A 15567-nucleotide genomic window follows, 5' to 3' on the forward strand; every position below is an offset into this window, starting at 1 on the left:
GAGGGTTCTTACCATTGCCTCTTCACATGCATATGTTCCTCCGCTTCATCCCAAGGTACGGAGAAAGCTTGCCCTTTCGCGCAAAAAATCGAAATGGAGGTGTAAGCCGGATCGGCATTTTTATTGTATTGTTTATTTAGGATAACGGTTTCCGGTTCATGGCAATCCTGATAACCGGCAACCCTTAGCGACAATGAGCCTTTGCCCTGCGTCATTGAGGCCAGTCTGACGGAATAGTTCATAAAGGTGGCGACAGGCACCGTACCCGTGACGACTGCCACTTGATCCGTCATCTCGGGTGCGGCAAAGCTCCCGCTAGCCTGCTGGATATCCGCCATTACTTTGCCCACATGATCGATATTTATCCTGATCTTGAGCGCATACACCGGCTCCAGCAAAATATTCTCCGCCTGCTCCAGTCCTTGACGCAAAGCCCGGAATGCGGCTTCCCGGAAATCCCCGCCGTGGGTGTGCTTATTATGCGCTCTTCCACTTAGCAAGGTGATACGCAGATCCGTCAGCGGTGAGCCGGTAAGCAGGCCACGATGCCGGCTTTCCAGCAAATATTGCTCAATCTGGTGCTGGTAGCCGGCAGCTAAATCGTCGGGGTGGCACTCATTCTGAACAGAGATACCGCTGCCGCGCGCGCCGGGCTCAAGCTTCAGATGCACCTCGGCGTAATGGCCGAGCGGTTCAAAATGGCCGCAACCGTACACTGTGTTCTGGATCGTCTCCATATACAGAATCTCCGGATCGCCAAATGTCACCGGGATACTGAAGCGTTCGCGCATAATCTGCTCCAGAATCTCCAACTGAATTTGCCCCATTACCTGAATATGCAGTTCCTGCAATTCCTCATCCCAGCTCACATTCAGCGACGGGTCTTCCGCACCCAGCTGCTGGAAGGCAGTATGCACTTCCTTAAGATGCACAGGCGGTTCAAACCGCACCTTTGATTTCAATGTCGGGACAAGCCCGCTGCTGAGGTGAGCCTGCAGCAACCCGACGCCTTCTCCAGGCTTAGCGGCTGTTAATCCCGTGACCGCAAACAGCTCTCCCGCAGCGCCCCATTCTGCTGCTGTTGTCTTAGCCCCGTAAATTTTGCGGATACCGGTAATCCGTTCCGCTATCCGTTCCTGAGCAGGACCGTAAGCCAGCTCCTCTCTTGATTTAAGCACGCCTTGCAGTGCTTTAATGTAAGTGATCCGTGTTCCCTTATCATCATGGCGTATCTTATATACTCTTCCTGAAAAAGGCTGCTGGTAATCATATTCAGTATGTACCAAAGCATCCAGGTTGCGGAGAAAGCTGTCGATGCCCTCATCCAGCAAGGCGGAACCAGACATACACGGAAAGATTTTGCCGTGAAGGACTAAAGCGATGAGCGCTTCGAGCCAGGCAGAATCGTTTAGACTTCCGTCCAGATAAGCCTCAAACAGCTGATCATCGCGTTCGGCCATAAATGACTTGAGTTCTTCGTCTACTCCGGTTTCCTGAAGGTCCGGCAGCATGAAGGCATCCCTGCTGAGCTGTAGGCGGATTTCTTTCAATACACGCTGCGGGTCAGCGCCGGCCCGGTCGGTTTTATTGATGAAGAAAAAGGTCGGAATTCCATGCCGGCGCAGCAGCTGCCATACGGTCTCTGTGTGGCCTTCCACACCTTCAACAGCACTTACAATGACTACCGCGTAGTCGAGAATCTGCAGCGCGCGCTCCATCTCCGGCGAGAAATCGACATGCCCGGGCGTGTCCAGCAGAAAGTAGCGCGAATCTCCAATACTGAATTCCGCCTGGTCGGCAAACACCGTGATTCCACGCGCTTTTTCAATCTCATGCGTATCTAAAAACGTATCTTTATGATCCACTCTGCCCCGGCTGCGGATGGCCTCCGTATGATAGAGCAGCTGCTCGGCGAAGGTCGTTTTCCCGGCATCAACATGGGCAAGCAGACCGATGGTTGTGTTCCTTGTCATAGAGTCGGCTTATACACCCCCACGGATGTGAGGAGCGACATCGTTGCTGTAAAACTGGCTTAACCGCTGCATCTCTTCTGCCGTAAAGGAAGGAACTTCGCGTGACGCGAGGTTATCGGCTACCTGCGCTTCATTTTTAAATCCTGGAATGATGCAGCTGACGGCAGGATGATCCAGAATCCAGCGCATCGCTGCTCTTGCCATGTTCCCCCGGCCTTCGCTGATCCAATCCAGCTTACGGGCCAGCTCTACACCTTTGACAAAAGGCAGACCGGCAAAGGTCTCCCCCACATTAAACTGCTCGCCGTTGGCATTGAAGCTGCGGTGATCGTCAGGCTGGAAGGTGCTGTCCTCCTTGAACTTCCCTGTGAGCAGACCGCTGGCAAGCGGCAGCCGCACCAGTATTCCCGCACCTTGCGCTTCGGCACGCGGCAGCAGTTCCAGTTCTGGCTGCTGGCGGAACAGATTGAAGATAACCTGAAGCGCTTGCACGCCAGGATACTCGAGACATAGAAGTCCCTCTTCAATCGTTTCCACGCTGACTCCGTAATGGCGGATTTTACCCTCTGCTTTTAATTGATCCAAAACAGCAAATACACTACCGTCACGCAAAATCTCAATTGGCGGACAATGAATCTGATACAGGTCAATGGCTTCACGCTGTAGGCGGCGCAGGCTTTGTTCCGCGTATTCGCTTACTCTCCGTACTGAATAATTCTCAGGATCATGAATGTCACCGGCACGGCAAAATTTCGTGGCAATATGTATTTGATCTTCTTTGCCTTTGGTGGCTTTGGCAAGCAGCTCTTCGGCATGACCGGAACCGTATACATCAGCGGTGTCGAAGAAATTCACGCCTTGCTCAATAGCCAGCGCCAGACCCTTCAGTCCGTCCTCATCCCGGCTAGTTCCCCAGTCGCCGCCAATGGCCCAAGTGCCAAAGCTGACTTCGCTGATTGACAGTCCTGTATTTCCAAGCTTACGGTAATTCATATGATATCCTCCCGGAATATTAGATTGTTAACGACACTTGCACAGCAAACCATCCATTTCTATTATGAACGGTCCGCTGTGCAAGACACAAGTAGCACCTTACCGTCTCACAAAAGAAAATACCGGGTATTGCTCAACAGGGGCAAATCCCAGTTTAGAAGCTAGTCTGTGAGAAGGGTGGTTGTCATGCGTGGTTTCCCAAAGTGGAATCATCCCTCTTATCAGATAATAGTCGATTAAAGCAGTTGCAGCTTGTTCTGCATAGCCCTTGTTCCGCTCGGCTGCTTCGAAAGTATCCACGTCAATAAAATATTCACGCCCGGCTGTGAACCCGTTATTTTTGCAGATCGAAAGGGTACGTTCTCCAAGCTTTACCGCCGCACCGCAGGTTCTCTGCTCCGCAAACTTTGTATGTACATAAGGCAGGTGATGATAAGCATCAGGCAAAATAGGATACTCAGAGAGTTCGATCCGCAGGTTACTAGTTATATCCGGTTTCGCGTATTGTTGTCTCCGATTAAATTGCTCAGGATGGAACACATACACTGACTCGAGATGTTTATCCACGTTCCATTTGTTCAATTTGTCCATTCCGCCCAGAAACAACGTCTCCCACTCCCTGGAATCGTCCGTATAAATTTCAAACCAGCTGCGGTTCTGAGCTTTGCAATCGGGAAGTACCACATCCTGCAAAAACAGCTTCACTGCCTCTTTATTCTGCTCCGGGTTGATGTCGCCTGCGGCATACATCCATCTGCCGGTCGCCCACACTATTGCAAGAGTCGGCCTCTCCGTCACATCTGTAAATACCCGCCCCGGATAACTTCCCCGCAGCACAGATAGCGCCGGAATATGCTGCTTTTTCTGGTTAAACAAAGATTCGAGTATTTCATACTCTTCATAGTTCAGCTCTTTCATCCCAGTTCTCCTGAAGTCCGACATGGAAATATAATCAGATATACATTTTAGATTATACAAGCTCTATTGCGATTATAAAGGGGCAGTTATTATACAACCCTTAAGCAACCCTCAACGCCAAATGGCCGTTTTCGCTTTTTAGCGATACGGCCATTTTTTATAAAGATGCTTTATTTTTGAGAAATACTTCTGTTTCAGTGATCCGAAGTACGGCTTCGTGAATCTATGGCATCAGGGGATCTCGTCTAGATAAATTCTTTTTTGGCAAATTCATAAAAAGCAAGTGCATTCTCCCATGCCGGAAAACCGGCCTGAGCCATTTTATCACTGCCCCCGCCTTTACCCTGGAATTCTGCCAGGCTGGTTTTGAAGAAGGCTCCACAGGAAATTTCGGAGCTGCCGCTGTGGGCGAGTACCACTTTATTCTCTTCTGCTGAGAGCAGCAAGACCGGAAGCTCCGTCTGTGCAGTCAGCTTAAGTGCCAGACTCTGCAAATCCTTGAGTGATCTGTGCTCAAACACTTGCGAAACCAGATGACATTCCGGTTCCAGAGCTGATAACAGCTCCCGGGCGGTGAAGCTGTCATTCTGGTCCTTCAATGCCCTGAGCTCCAGCTGCAGATCCTTATGCTCCTGCTCCCACTTCTCAATACGGTCAATGATTTCATCCTTGCCCGTATTGTATTTTGCGGACAGTACGCTGAGAATTTGCAGACTCTCATTAAATTCCTCCAGTGCGCGGGTTCCGCATTTGAAAGTAATTCGGATATTGCCCTTCTGCTTCTCTGCTTTCAGCAGCTTGATCATGCCGATAGCTCCTGTAGAAGAGACATGTGTCCCTCCACAGGCGTTATATTCTACACTATCAATTTCGACAACCCGGATGTTCTCCGTCACTTTGGGCTGCTTCACAAGAGGCAGATGCGCCAATTCCGCTTCATTTACGAAATAGCTTGTAATGCTGTGATTCAGGTATATGTGCCGGTTGACCTCCCGTTCCACAAGCGCCAGCTGAGCGGGAGTCAGCTCCGGCAGTTCAATGTCGATCGTGGCATATTCACTGCCAAGGTAAAAGCTTAATGTCAGGGCCTTGCAGAGATCGAGGAATACGGCTGAGAGCAGGTGTTGGCCACTGTGCTGCTGCATATGGTCGAACCGCTTGTCCCAATCAATCCGGCAGCTGAGCTGGTTGTCTGCGGGCAAACGTTCTACCTTGTGCAGTACTTCATCATCCTCCAGAATAACATCAAGGACTGGAAGTTCATTGATAAACCCCGTATCACAGGGCTGCCCTCCACCGTGAGGATAAAAGGCCGTTTCTTCCAAAATTAAATACAAGCCATCTTCTTTTTCAACCGCACGGCTGATTTTGGTTTGCCATTCCTTCAAATAGGCAGATTCGTAGTAAAGCTTATTAGTCATAACTGTGTCCCACTCCATTTCCGTCTCCGATTGTATCGAAGAACTGTCTCCGCCATTTCTTCTTGTTAATGCATCGTATCCCAGATTTGCTTGCTGATCAAGATGACCGTCACCGCAATAAATAACGGACGGATATATGCGGCACCTTTGCGGATGGCAATTCTGGACCCGACAATAGCCCCGATCACCATCGGGATTCCCATAATCAGTCCGTAGGAATAACTGACCGAGCCTAACGCTACAAAGGTCAATAAGCTTGAAATATTGCTGGCGAAATTGAGCACTTTAGCATTTCCTGCGGCTGTCACGAACTCGAATCCCATCATCAAGAAGGCAAAGATCAGAAAAGAACCGGTTCCCGGACCAAAAAATCCGTCATAGAAACCGATAAGCAGAGCGACTGCAATACCGATTAGACGTGATTTTTTGCTGCTGCCGGCGAATGTGGATACATCTCCCCAAGCTTTTTTGAACAACGTATAAATTGTGATCACGACCAGCATGACAATAACCAGCGGCTTCAGAAACTCCGAGGGCACCTGCCTGACTGTAAGTGAACCTGCCACTGCACCGATGATGGAAAAAGGAATGAGTACTTTGACCAGTTGAAAGTTGATCTTCCCCGAACGCATAAAGGAGGCGGTACTTGTGAAGGAGCACAACGTCCCGGCTAATTTGTTGCTCCCGAGCAGTAAGGGTAATGGAATCCCTGCAGACAGCAGCGCCGGAATTGCAATCAGCCCGCCGCCTCCAACTACAGAATCAATCAGTCCGGCCAGAAATCCGCAAATGACCAGAATAGCTATCATACTTATGCTTGCATGCTCCATACTGCGCAAATCCTCCTGCTATGTATTTCAGCTATCTAATGAGTCAACCGCTTATTTCCTTAGCTCCGCATACTTTTGTCAGCCTCAGATATACTTCTTCGCTCCATCCATATCCTTGAAAATACTAAATTTATCGAATAGCGCTCCTTGATGATCGATCGCGCGAATTTCCAATTGTTGTGGAGTTACTGCTACTTGCAGAAAATGCGGCACTGCCAGCGATTGTGAAGTGAACCATTCCCGCTTGGGCAGCAGCCACTCTGGCATTGCACCGGCTCCCCCAGCTACGACATATACGATCCCGTCCTTGAAATCCAGCCTGCCGGAGCGCAGCGGATAACTACGTTCATACACAATCGTATGGGAACTGAGTACAAGATCCACACTATGCTGCTCCAGCAATGGACAAAGCGCCCGCAGTGCTTCAACCTGATACCCGCCGGACACATAAGGAGAATAGTGAAAGTAGACAATTTTCCATTTGGCCGAAGTGTTTTGCAGATCCTGAACCAGAAAATCATATTGCGCATTTCCTGCCTGAAATTTTCCCGAGCTAGCAGGATAAGTATCATTGTTTATGAAATCCGTGCTGTCCAGAGCAATAAAATGAGCATCTCCATAATCAAAGGAGTAATAATTCTTCGGAGCGGTAAAAGCAAAAAAATCATAATACCATGAGCCTCCGTTCTCATGATTGCCCAAGCAGCTAAAGCTGGGGGTGTCTTGCAGCAGCTCTTTTCCGGGACTGAAAAAATACTGATCCCAATCGGCATAATTTGTTCTATCGTTAACAATGTCACCGATAAACAGGCTGAAGTCTGGACGGTACTTTTTCATCTGTGCAAAGATGCTGTTGTTGATCTCACCGCCTGTGATATCAAAACCGCTGTAGCCGCCGGTTTCACTGGTTACTGTAAATGAAAACGGCTCTCCTGGCAACATAGCTGTCTTAAAGGGAAATGGCCCTGCTTCTGCCGCCTCCTGCTCATTCTGAGAATACACCTTGTAGAAATAAATCGTTCCTGGCTCCAGTCCGCTAACAGTAAGCTGATGGATTAGGGAATATCCTGAATTCTCAGCACTGGCAAGGATCTGTTCCGGCTGCTTGTAGTTTCCTTGATAACCGCTATGTATACGTTCCGCCCTCATCACTTCCACTCTGGATGTTGCAGGCTTAGAGGTTTCCCACATGAAGGTCATAGACTCTTCGGTCGGCCACTGCAAATAAGGCCCCTTTATCATAGTCAGCATTAATTCACTCCTCTCTCATCTCTACTTCCACCCATGTTCCGAAAACCATACTCCCTGCCTGTATTGGTCCAGCGCCTGACCGGCAACAGGCAGAAGATTAGCTGGCAGCCGGTCTAATGGAAACCAGCGAAGATCATCACATTTGTGGGGTTCAGCGTTGCTAATTTCACCTGACCACTGCTTGGCGATAAAGAAAAAATCAACCCGTTCGTCATTGGAAGTTTTAATATGCATTACTCCGGTCATTTCTAAATCCCCGTGAGCAATTACAGCGCCGCATTCTTCCTGAACCTCACGAATTGCGGCGGTCATTACCCCTTCACCACGTTCCAGACGTCCCGCCGGGAGCGCGTAATATCCATCATCATGTCCCGTATTGAAGCGCCTGAGGAGCAGCAGCTGCTGGTTTCTAATCATAAAAACATGGACAACACTTAAGAGGCGGAATTCAGACATTCTAAGGTGCACCTTCTCTCTTTAGTTATATTATAGGAACATACGTTTGTTAAAAGCCATGTGAAAAATATAGCATAAATAATCCCACTTATCTACTTCATCTATAACTTAGATACGGCTTGGCAGTTGATAAGGGCTGTGTTCTTTACCTAGAATTAAAAACTCCTTCACAGCAGCAGCCGTGAAGGAGTCTAGTATTCATCTATCGAAGCGAATGTGTTATTTGGCAGCTTTGGCTGCGTTCAAAATAGCCGTTAAGTAACCCTTGGTATCCACCAGCGTAGCCCCGCTGACGGCATCCACCATTTCTTCTTTGCTCTTCTTGGCGAGCGTGGCTTCAAGCGATTTAATCGTCTTGCCTGTCGCAAATTTCTCAACAGCAGCTAAGTTTTTGTCATAAGCAACTGTGGATTTGGCTTCTTCTTTCATATGATCACTGTAATATTTGTTATTGGCCTTCTTGGAGGCCAGAACCATTGCAGGGTCTTTATAATTTTGTCCGAAATCGGCATCGGAGTTAGGAACTCCCTTGGCCACATCTGTGCTCAGGAATTGATAATCATCCAGCGAGGCAGCCACGATTACACCGTTTTGAACAACGGCAACAGCTACGGTGAAGCATTTCGTGCCATGTGCTGCCGCTTCTACCCGGCCTACCTTGAGCGGTGCACTGGCGGCTGAAGACACATCATTCAGCACGTTGCTGTTGCCTACTCCTACAACTGCCAATGAAATACCGGCTACCAGCAATAACTTTGTTACCTTTTTCACAACCATTCCCCCAGTCATGTTATAAAAACGCTTACAATCTATATTTATCAATTTTCGCCCATCAAGTCAGTTACAAATGTTACTAATAAAATGTAAATACATGGAATGATGTACGTCTTTAACCGAAGCCCGGAAGACTGTAAGATTGTTTAGATGATCACTGTAAGGTCGCTATTTCTGAGAACAGAAAAATCCACCTTTCTACTGCTTGTAAATTTTTTTGTAGCATGACCGCAAACTAATACGAAAAATAAGCCGCCTTTGCTATGATGGAGAGGTATGAATACTAGGAAAGGAGAATATTTTTCATCTATGGAAATTAAAAATCTAATTACAGCAATATCGAGAGAAGCGTTAAGGGTTTGGCTACAGGAAAATGGTAAGACTGAAAAACATTGTTGGGTCGTAGTGAGTATGTCGCCAACCCCAGATAGGCTGCTATACTTGGACGCGGTCGAAGAATCTTTATGTTTTGGATGGATTGATGGAGTCAAAAAGAAAATTTCTGAAACTGATCTGGTGCAGAGACTGTCTCCTAGAAGCAAAAGAAGTTCTTGGACTGAATTGAATAAAGAACGTGTCCGCCGCCTCGAAAAATTGGGGTTAATGACTGATGAAGGAAGAAAGGTACTTCCTGATATGGACCACGATTCTTTTATAATAGATAGGGTTATTGAGCAAAGGCTTAAAGAGGAAAGGCAAGTGCATGAGAATTTTTTGGCACTTCCAGCTCTTTATCAACGAGTTCGGATCGACACGATACAATGTAATATTAAGCAGCCTGAATTATTTAAGAGTAGATTAGACAAATTCATATTAAACACTAAAGAAAATAAAATGTACGGTCAATGGCATGATAATGGACGCCTTCTGGATTATTAAGAGGCGCTAGATCAAATGGTGTATAAATGACAAAAAAAGCGGCAGAATATCTTCTGCCACTTTTCTTGGTGCTACTCAAGTGGAAGGATCACTTATACGTGTTTTGTTCATTTTTCTTATAAGTCGTCCTATCATCCCGGAGCGACTCTTTGCGGTTGTCGAGTTTTTTCTGCTCCCTTTGCTGGGCTTCCTGGCTGTTGACGGGTGCATTCTCCAGTTCTTCCACCGTATTGATCAGGTTTTTATCCGGCGTTGTTTCATGCGGCACTGTGTTGCCTCCTTTAAGTTGGATACTTATTAGTGTTCCAGCTTATTTTGGCATTTCCACAGCCAGATTATTCTTTCCAGCGCCCCCTAACAAAATAACCCCACATAAAGATTGCTGTCTCATATAAAAAACGGCCAGAGCAGACAAAACATCTGCTGGCCGTTTTCGGATGAAATCAGTGCTGCTATTCTTCGGAATCTACATTATGATATACCTGCTGTACATCATCCAGTTCTTCCAGAGCATCAATCAGCTTCTCAAATTGAGCCTCGGCATCTTCGTCAAGCGCGACATAATTCTGTGGAAGCATGGTTAGTTCTGCCACGGTGAAATCGGTTATGCCTGCATTGCGGAACACTTCCTGTACCGCATGGAACTGGTCCGGTGCGGCATATACAATGACAGCCTCGTCCTCTTCCAGAACATCGCGAACATCCAGGTCAGCTTCGATCAGCATTTCCATCACTTCATCGGCAGATTTGCCTTCCAGACCGATAACGGCTGTTTGATCGAACATATACGTTACCGAACCACTGACACCCATGTTGCCGTTATTCTTACTGAACGCGGAACGCACCAGAGGGGCTGTACGGTTAACATTATTCGTGAGCGCATCAATAATGATCATTGAGCCGCTTGGTCCGAAGCCTTCATAACGAAGTTCAACATAATTCTCATCACCGCTGCCTTTGGCTTTTTCCAAAGCACGGTCGATAATGGCTTTCGGCACATTGTACGTTTTGGCGCGTTCCAGAACAACCTTCAACGCCCGGTTTGATTCCGGATCAGGTTCGCCCTTCTTCGCGGCTACATAAATCTCTACCCCAAACTTGGCGTAGACCTTACTTGTATTGGCATCTTTCGATGCTTTCTTTTCTTTAATATTATTCCATTTACGACCCATATAGTTTCCGCTCACTTTCCAACATTAATTATAAACAGTCGACTTCTATTATACCTCTGATCGAACGATCACGTAAAGGGCAGCCCATTTGCTAGGAAAAGTCTAACAAATCCAGTAATTGTCCCGCTCCCAGCACCTGAATTAACACGGGAATCCGCGGTCCCTCCTGTTGATTGAGAGTGAATTGATAGATGATTTTAAACAAACGTTTTTGATTGTTTTTCATTATTTTTTTGTCCTTATCGTGACAAATTGCGTAAATTTCCGTCATCAGCTCTTGTTCATCCATTCCTTCTCTTCGCAGTAAGCTGCAAAAATCTTTAATCCATTCCTGTTCGCCGGGCTCTAAAGTCTGATAATAGGCGATGTCAGGTTCAGTATTCACTGTAATCATACGCTGCGGAACCCATTGTCTGATCCAAAACTCCGCACGGTTTGCGGTTTGTTGGAGCAGCTCCTCGTTATGCCCTCCACCGTTACGTGCCATTATCTCCTTTAGCAGTTCGAAATCGAAGTCCACAAGCGGCAAAATACCGGAGACCTGACTGAAGCTTGGGGCCTTGGCCTCTGTAACATGGTGCATGGACAGCTCCAAAGCAGCTTTTTTCTCTTCAGGGAGCGCTGGAGACGGGTAGGCTTCACGAAAACGCTCAAATTCCGCATAATTTCGGAGCACATCTTCATCCATCCCAATATGAAAAGCGGCATTCGGCTGATATTTTGCGAACAGAAACAATAAATTCTCCGGGGTATACACTTTCAGAAGATCCGCAGGCGTGTAATGATTTCCCGACGAGCTGGACATTTTGGCGTGGCTGCCTTTGATGCTGATGAATTCGTAAGGCACGTAATATGGCGGTTTATTCTCAAAGATTTGTGCGGAAATCACACTGGCTACGTTGAAGCTGCCTGTTTCAGAGGAATGATCGCGTCCACCGGGCTCGCAAGCTACCCCTTCCATTCCCCAGCGCATCGGCCAGTCTATTTTCCAATGCAATTTGATTATAGCAGCCTCCGGGACAGAGACAGTGTTATGCTGACCACATGTACATGTATAGGTTAGTGTTTCTGCCTGATCGTCAAAATCCACAACCGTAGTGCTATCCTTTCCGCATTGCTCACAATATACATGAACTGGATAAAAAGCGGCTCTGTCTTCTGCACTGGCTTCCCCTGTTTTAAATGACATGAGAATATCGTAAATCTCCCCTCTGCGGCACAGCGCTTGAAGGATGGCCGGATTGTAGCGGCGCGACTGATACTCCCTGCTCTGATAGATGAACTCGGGTGTAATCCCAAATGCCATCAGCGCTTGTTCAAATTCTTGCTCGAAATGCTCCGCATAGGAGGAATGGCAGCCAAAAGGACACGGAACCTTGGAATAAGGCAATCCAATATATCGTTCAAAGCCTGGATCTACATGATTAGGAACCTTCCGGAAACGGTCGAAGTCATCCCATGAAAAAATAAACCTCACTTCTTTGCCCGCTTTTTCGAGCGCTTTGCTTACAAAATAAGTCGTCGCGATCTCCCGGAAATTCCCGATATGTACCGAACCCGACGGGCTGATCCCCGAAGCACACACAAAGGCTTGCTGCTCAGGATGCATTTCAATTAACTGACTCGCTATTTTTTCTGCCCAATGCATAACCAATCACCTCTAATTTTTTAGTTGGAAAAAGCAAAAAAGCTCTCGTCCGCAAGATTGTCATCTTGAGGACGAGAGCTATAATTAGCGTCGTGGTACCACCTCTGTTTGCGAACAGGTTACCCTGCTCACCTCTTCGGGTACGGCCATTACGCTTATACCCTATCTCTGTAACGGGAGATCCCGTCATACCATCCTTGAGCAACCGGCTCAATTCTGTATGAAGCTCGGAGACTTTATTCGTTGGAATCATCGCTGCTCCATTTCACCAGGCTGGAGCTCTCTGTGAACAATACGTTCCAATTACTCTTCTCTTCATTGCTGTTGTTGATGTAAGTTATTGTAAGCCATAGTAACCCGGTTCGTGTACATCTGTCAATAACATCCGTTTGATGAATAGGTATATCACCATAAATGTGCTGATATCCCCTGTTATTTACCCATTTCAATCAACTGCAAGTGCCATATATATAAGTTGAATGAGGTAAACACCTACACTTAGGAGGGATATCATGTATAAACCGATACGCAAAAAAAATTTCAGAAGAAGACCTTTGGTCATAAAAATCCAAAAACATAAAAGAGTTGAACCGAAAAGAATAAGACCTCTGGATATCTGGAGCACGATCCGTCCATCGGCTTTTAGGGCAATCGGTGCCCCTAACAGCGTTGTCAGCATAACTAAAGCAGATCAGCTTACCAAAATTCCTTTTCCTGTGGTTCAATTCGATTTATGCGGTGAATATGATCCTCTCCACTCCGTGTTTATTCCAAAAACTTCAGGCGTTTATTCCATCAGTTCATTGATTGCCGTCAATCCGGTAAACCCTACTGTCAATTATGTCATTGCACTTGTGATCCTGGTGAATGGTATTCAATCTCCTAATACACCGGTAGACAACGATTTTTTCGGCACCAATGTAAACAGAAGCAACGCTACAAGTGTTTCTACGATCTTGAAACTGAACGGCGGCGATCGGGTTGAAATCTTTGCCACCACCACAACTCCAGGCTTTATAGATCAATTTTCATTTGTTGTCACGACTTCTTTCGAAGCTGCCAGATTCCCGTCTCCTTGCTGACTCGCAAATCTGCACTAAGAGACCGCTCCTAATTTCAGGAGCGGTCTCTTAGTGGGTAACTCGTATTCTGTTCAGATCCAGACTTCATTAGCGGTTTCAATAACCAGGCGCAGCTTATCCCACTGCTCTTCCTCAGTCAGCATATTGCCTTCCTCCGTGGAAGCAAATCCGCATTGCGGACTCAGACACAGCTGCTCAATATTCACATATTGGGCGGCTTCTTCAATTCGGAGCTTAAGCTGCTCTTTACTCTCAAGGCCTCCATGTTTGGTAGTCACCAGCCCCAGTACTACAAATTGATCACGGATAAACCGCAGCGGCGCGAAATCACCGGACCGTTCATTATCGTATTCAAGGAAAAAAGCATCGACCTCTGCCTGAGCAAACAGCACTTCGGCAATCGGCTCATATCCCCCAGCGGCGAACCAGGTGGAGCGGAAGTTGCCCCGGCATACATGCAGGGCAATCGTCATATCCGCCGGACGTAGAGAGATGCTCTCGTTAATCAGCCGCACATAGTCCTGCGCCAGCTGGTCCGGATCAATTCCCCGGCTGCGCAGATGCGCACGGTGTTTGCCGCTACATAGAGTTCCCCAAGTCGTATCGTCCAGCTGCAGATAGCGGCAGCCTGCATCATAGAAAGCCTGAATCGCTGCCCGGTACACTGCTATAATATCTGCGTACAACATTTCACGCTCCGGATAAATTTCATTCCCGTTATAATCCTGCACGAAATGAAACAAGGCAGGAGAAGGAATCGTCATTTTTACCGGCGTATCTCCGGCTAACTGCTGCGTCTTGATAAATTGTCCGATCATGGGATGGTCCGTAAAGGCGATTTTACCGACAATCTTGAAGCTCTCCGCCCGCTGGGCAGTTTCTTTCGAGCCGCCGCCTTGGTTCAGGCTGATTTTCTGTGTGCCTTGAATCCCGAAGAAGAAATCCAGATGCCACCAGGAACGCCGGAACTCACCATCTGTGACCGCCTTAAGTCCCAGCGCCTTTTCCTGCTCCAGCAGCTTGGAAATCTCTTGATTCTCTATCTCATAAAGCTGCTCTGCCGTGATTTCACCCTGTTCAAACAAATTGCGGCCGGTCTTAATCTCATCTGTACGCAGGAAGCTGCCGACGATGTCGTAACGAAAGGGAGGAGCATTTCTTTTGGAGCCGATAACTGGACTGATCATACGTCCCTCCTGCTGTTATAGTAAGGATTGATTGAAGTCGAAATATTGTTCAGACACCAGATCATTCAGAATTTCAATGAACCCGGACATGATTTCGCTTGGCTTGCGGTCCTTGTGGGCAATCCAGCCAACCGTGAACACTTCATTGCTGTCAAAAGGAACCGTTACGAGCCCTTCGCCGTTCAGCTCAGAGGCCATAATGCCCGTGCCTATCGTATAGGAATCACTCCCTAGCAACAAATGGGTCAGCGTGGCCCGGTCTGTCACTTTAACATTTTTCTGAATCTGCGTGAAGCTCAGCATCTCTTCAGAAAAATGCAGCGAATTGTTATCCCCTTGCTCAAAGGTAATATAGGGATACGGAAGAATCTCGTCCTGTGTAACCCGTTCCTTGGCGCCCAGTGCGTGGCCCGTTCTGACATAAACATGCGGGTTCGTATTGAACAGCGGGGTGAATTTCAGGTTCCCGTCGCTGAACAGCTTGTTCATCACTTTATAGTTGCTCTCGTTGATATACAGAATACCGAGATCGCTGCGCAATGTGCGGACATCTTCAATAATTTCATAAGTCTGCGTTTCTCTCAGGCTGAAATTATATTCCGCCACATTGCGCTCGTTCATCAACCTGACAAACGCATCAACGACAAAAGCATAATGCTGGGTCGATACGGAAAAATAAATCGGGCTACGTTTCTTGCCGGTATACCGGTTCTCCATAAACTCGGTTTGTTCAATGATCTGCCGGGCATAGCCCAGAAATTCCATCCCTTCAGCAGAGATGCTGATCCCTCTGTTGTTTCGTTCAAATATAGTAATTCCCAGTTCGCTCTCCAGTTCCTTAATGGCGTTGGAGAGACTGGGCTGCGACACAAAAAGCCTTTTGGCCGCTTCATTCATTGAGCCGCTGTTGGCAATTTCAATTGCGTAGCGGAGCTGCTGCAATGTCAACCCTGTTCCCCCTCCGGTCCTTAAGCGATAATTCA

Annotated in this window: 15 protein-coding genes and 1 other annotated feature; of the genes, 2 read left to right on the forward strand and 13 right to left on the reverse strand. The window is 47.4% G+C overall.

From position 1 onward, the window contains the following. Nucleotides 1-8: 8 nt before the first annotated feature. From MHI45_RS34765 to MHI45_RS34800, 8 genes are all read right to left on the reverse strand, one after another. On the reverse strand, nucleotides 9-1973 hold the full coding sequence (locus MHI45_RS34765; protein WP_076109348.1) for a GTP-binding protein: 1965 nt from the start codon (nucleotides 1971-1973) through the stop codon (nucleotides 9-11). 9 nt (nucleotides 1974-1982) lie between these two features. Next, entirely contained in the window at nucleotides 1983-2966 is a 984-nt protein-coding gene (locus MHI45_RS34770) for an aldo/keto reductase (protein WP_076109347.1), read from the reverse strand. 99 nt (nucleotides 2967-3065) lie between these two features. Beyond that, nucleotides 3066-3884 (reverse strand): GNAT family N-acetyltransferase, encoded by an 819-nt coding sequence (locus MHI45_RS34775; protein WP_076109346.1) that lies wholly within the window; start codon nucleotides 3882-3884, stop codon nucleotides 3066-3068. 245 nt (nucleotides 3885-4129) lie between these two features. Then, on the reverse strand, nucleotides 4130-5305 hold the full coding sequence (locus MHI45_RS34780) for an alanyl-tRNA editing protein (protein WP_076109345.1): 1176 nt from the start codon (nucleotides 5303-5305) through the stop codon (nucleotides 4130-4132). A 65-nt stretch (nucleotides 5306-5370) separates the two neighbouring features. After that, complete coding sequence (locus tag MHI45_RS34785; RefSeq protein ID WP_076109344.1) at nucleotides 5371-6135, reverse strand: TSUP family transporter; 765 nt, start codon at nucleotides 6133-6135, stop codon at nucleotides 5371-5373. 84 nt (nucleotides 6136-6219) lie between these two features. Then, nucleotides 6220-7386, reverse strand: a complete 1167-nt coding sequence (locus MHI45_RS34790) for a purple acid phosphatase family protein (RefSeq protein WP_076109343.1) — start codon at nucleotides 7384-7386, stop codon at nucleotides 6220-6222. Between the two features lie 21 nt (nucleotides 7387-7407). After that, nucleotides 7408-7842, reverse strand: coding sequence for an NUDIX hydrolase (locus MHI45_RS34795; RefSeq protein ID WP_076109342.1), 435 nt, complete (start codon nucleotides 7840-7842; stop codon nucleotides 7408-7410). Between the two features lie 219 nt (nucleotides 7843-8061). Next, entirely contained in the window at nucleotides 8062-8613 is a 552-nt protein-coding gene (locus tag MHI45_RS34800; protein ID WP_076109341.1) for an FMN-binding protein, read from the reverse strand. Nucleotides 8614-8925: 312 nt separating this feature from the next. On the opposite strand from MHI45_RS34800, the gene MHI45_RS34805 reads away from it, so the two are divergent. Then, the gene (locus MHI45_RS34805) at nucleotides 8926-9495 is read left to right on the forward strand and encodes a YdeI/OmpD-associated family protein (RefSeq protein WP_076109340.1); all 570 of its coding nucleotides are present in this window, start codon (nucleotides 8926-8928) and stop codon (nucleotides 9493-9495) included. Nucleotides 9496-9583: 88 nt separating this feature from the next. On the opposite strand, the gene MHI45_RS34810 is transcribed toward MHI45_RS34805, so the two are convergent. The 3 genes from MHI45_RS34810 to lysS form a co-directional block, all read right to left on the reverse strand. Beyond that, entirely contained in the window at nucleotides 9584-9763 is a 180-nt protein-coding gene (locus MHI45_RS34810; RefSeq protein WP_038591548.1) for a hypothetical protein, read from the reverse strand. Between the two features lie 184 nt (nucleotides 9764-9947). Beyond that, the gene (locus tag MHI45_RS34815) at nucleotides 9948-10667 is read right to left on the reverse strand and encodes a YebC/PmpR family DNA-binding transcriptional regulator (protein WP_076109339.1); all 720 of its coding nucleotides are present in this window, start codon (nucleotides 10665-10667) and stop codon (nucleotides 9948-9950) included. Nucleotides 10668-10758: 91 nt separating this feature from the next. Then, nucleotides 10759-12315, reverse strand: a complete 1557-nt coding sequence (gene lysS / locus MHI45_RS34820) for a lysine--tRNA ligase (protein ID WP_076109338.1) — start codon at nucleotides 12313-12315, stop codon at nucleotides 10759-10761. A gap of 64 nt (nucleotides 12316-12379) precedes the next feature. After that, nucleotides 12380-12643 (reverse strand) — a binding site (T-box leader). 184 nt (nucleotides 12644-12827) lie between these two features. Here lysS and MHI45_RS34825 point away from each other — a divergent pair. Further along, nucleotides 12828-13397 (forward strand): ABC transporter permease, encoded by a 570-nt coding sequence (locus tag MHI45_RS34825; protein WP_144024240.1) that lies wholly within the window; start codon nucleotides 12828-12830, stop codon nucleotides 13395-13397. Between the two features lie 71 nt (nucleotides 13398-13468). Here MHI45_RS34825 and MHI45_RS34830 read toward each other — a convergent pair whose 3' ends face one another. Both MHI45_RS34830 and MHI45_RS34835 read right to left on the reverse strand, forming a co-directional pair. Further along, nucleotides 13469-14584 carry a 5-methyltetrahydropteroyltriglutamate--homocysteine S-methyltransferase gene (locus MHI45_RS34830; RefSeq protein ID WP_076109336.1) on the reverse strand — a complete coding sequence of 372 codons (1116 nt, stop codon included), beginning with the start codon at nucleotides 14582-14584 and terminating at the stop codon, nucleotides 13469-13471. A 15-nt stretch (nucleotides 14585-14599) separates the two neighbouring features. Further along, nucleotides 14600-15532 (reverse strand): LysR family transcriptional regulator, encoded by a 933-nt coding sequence (locus MHI45_RS34835; RefSeq protein ID WP_076109335.1) that lies wholly within the window; start codon nucleotides 15530-15532, stop codon nucleotides 14600-14602. Between the last annotated feature and the right edge of the window lie 35 nt (nucleotides 15533-15567).

This window comes from Paenibacillus sp. FSL H3-0321, assembly GCF_038002865.1.
Classification (GTDB): Bacteria; Bacillota; Bacilli; order Paenibacillales; family Paenibacillaceae; genus Paenibacillus_AQ.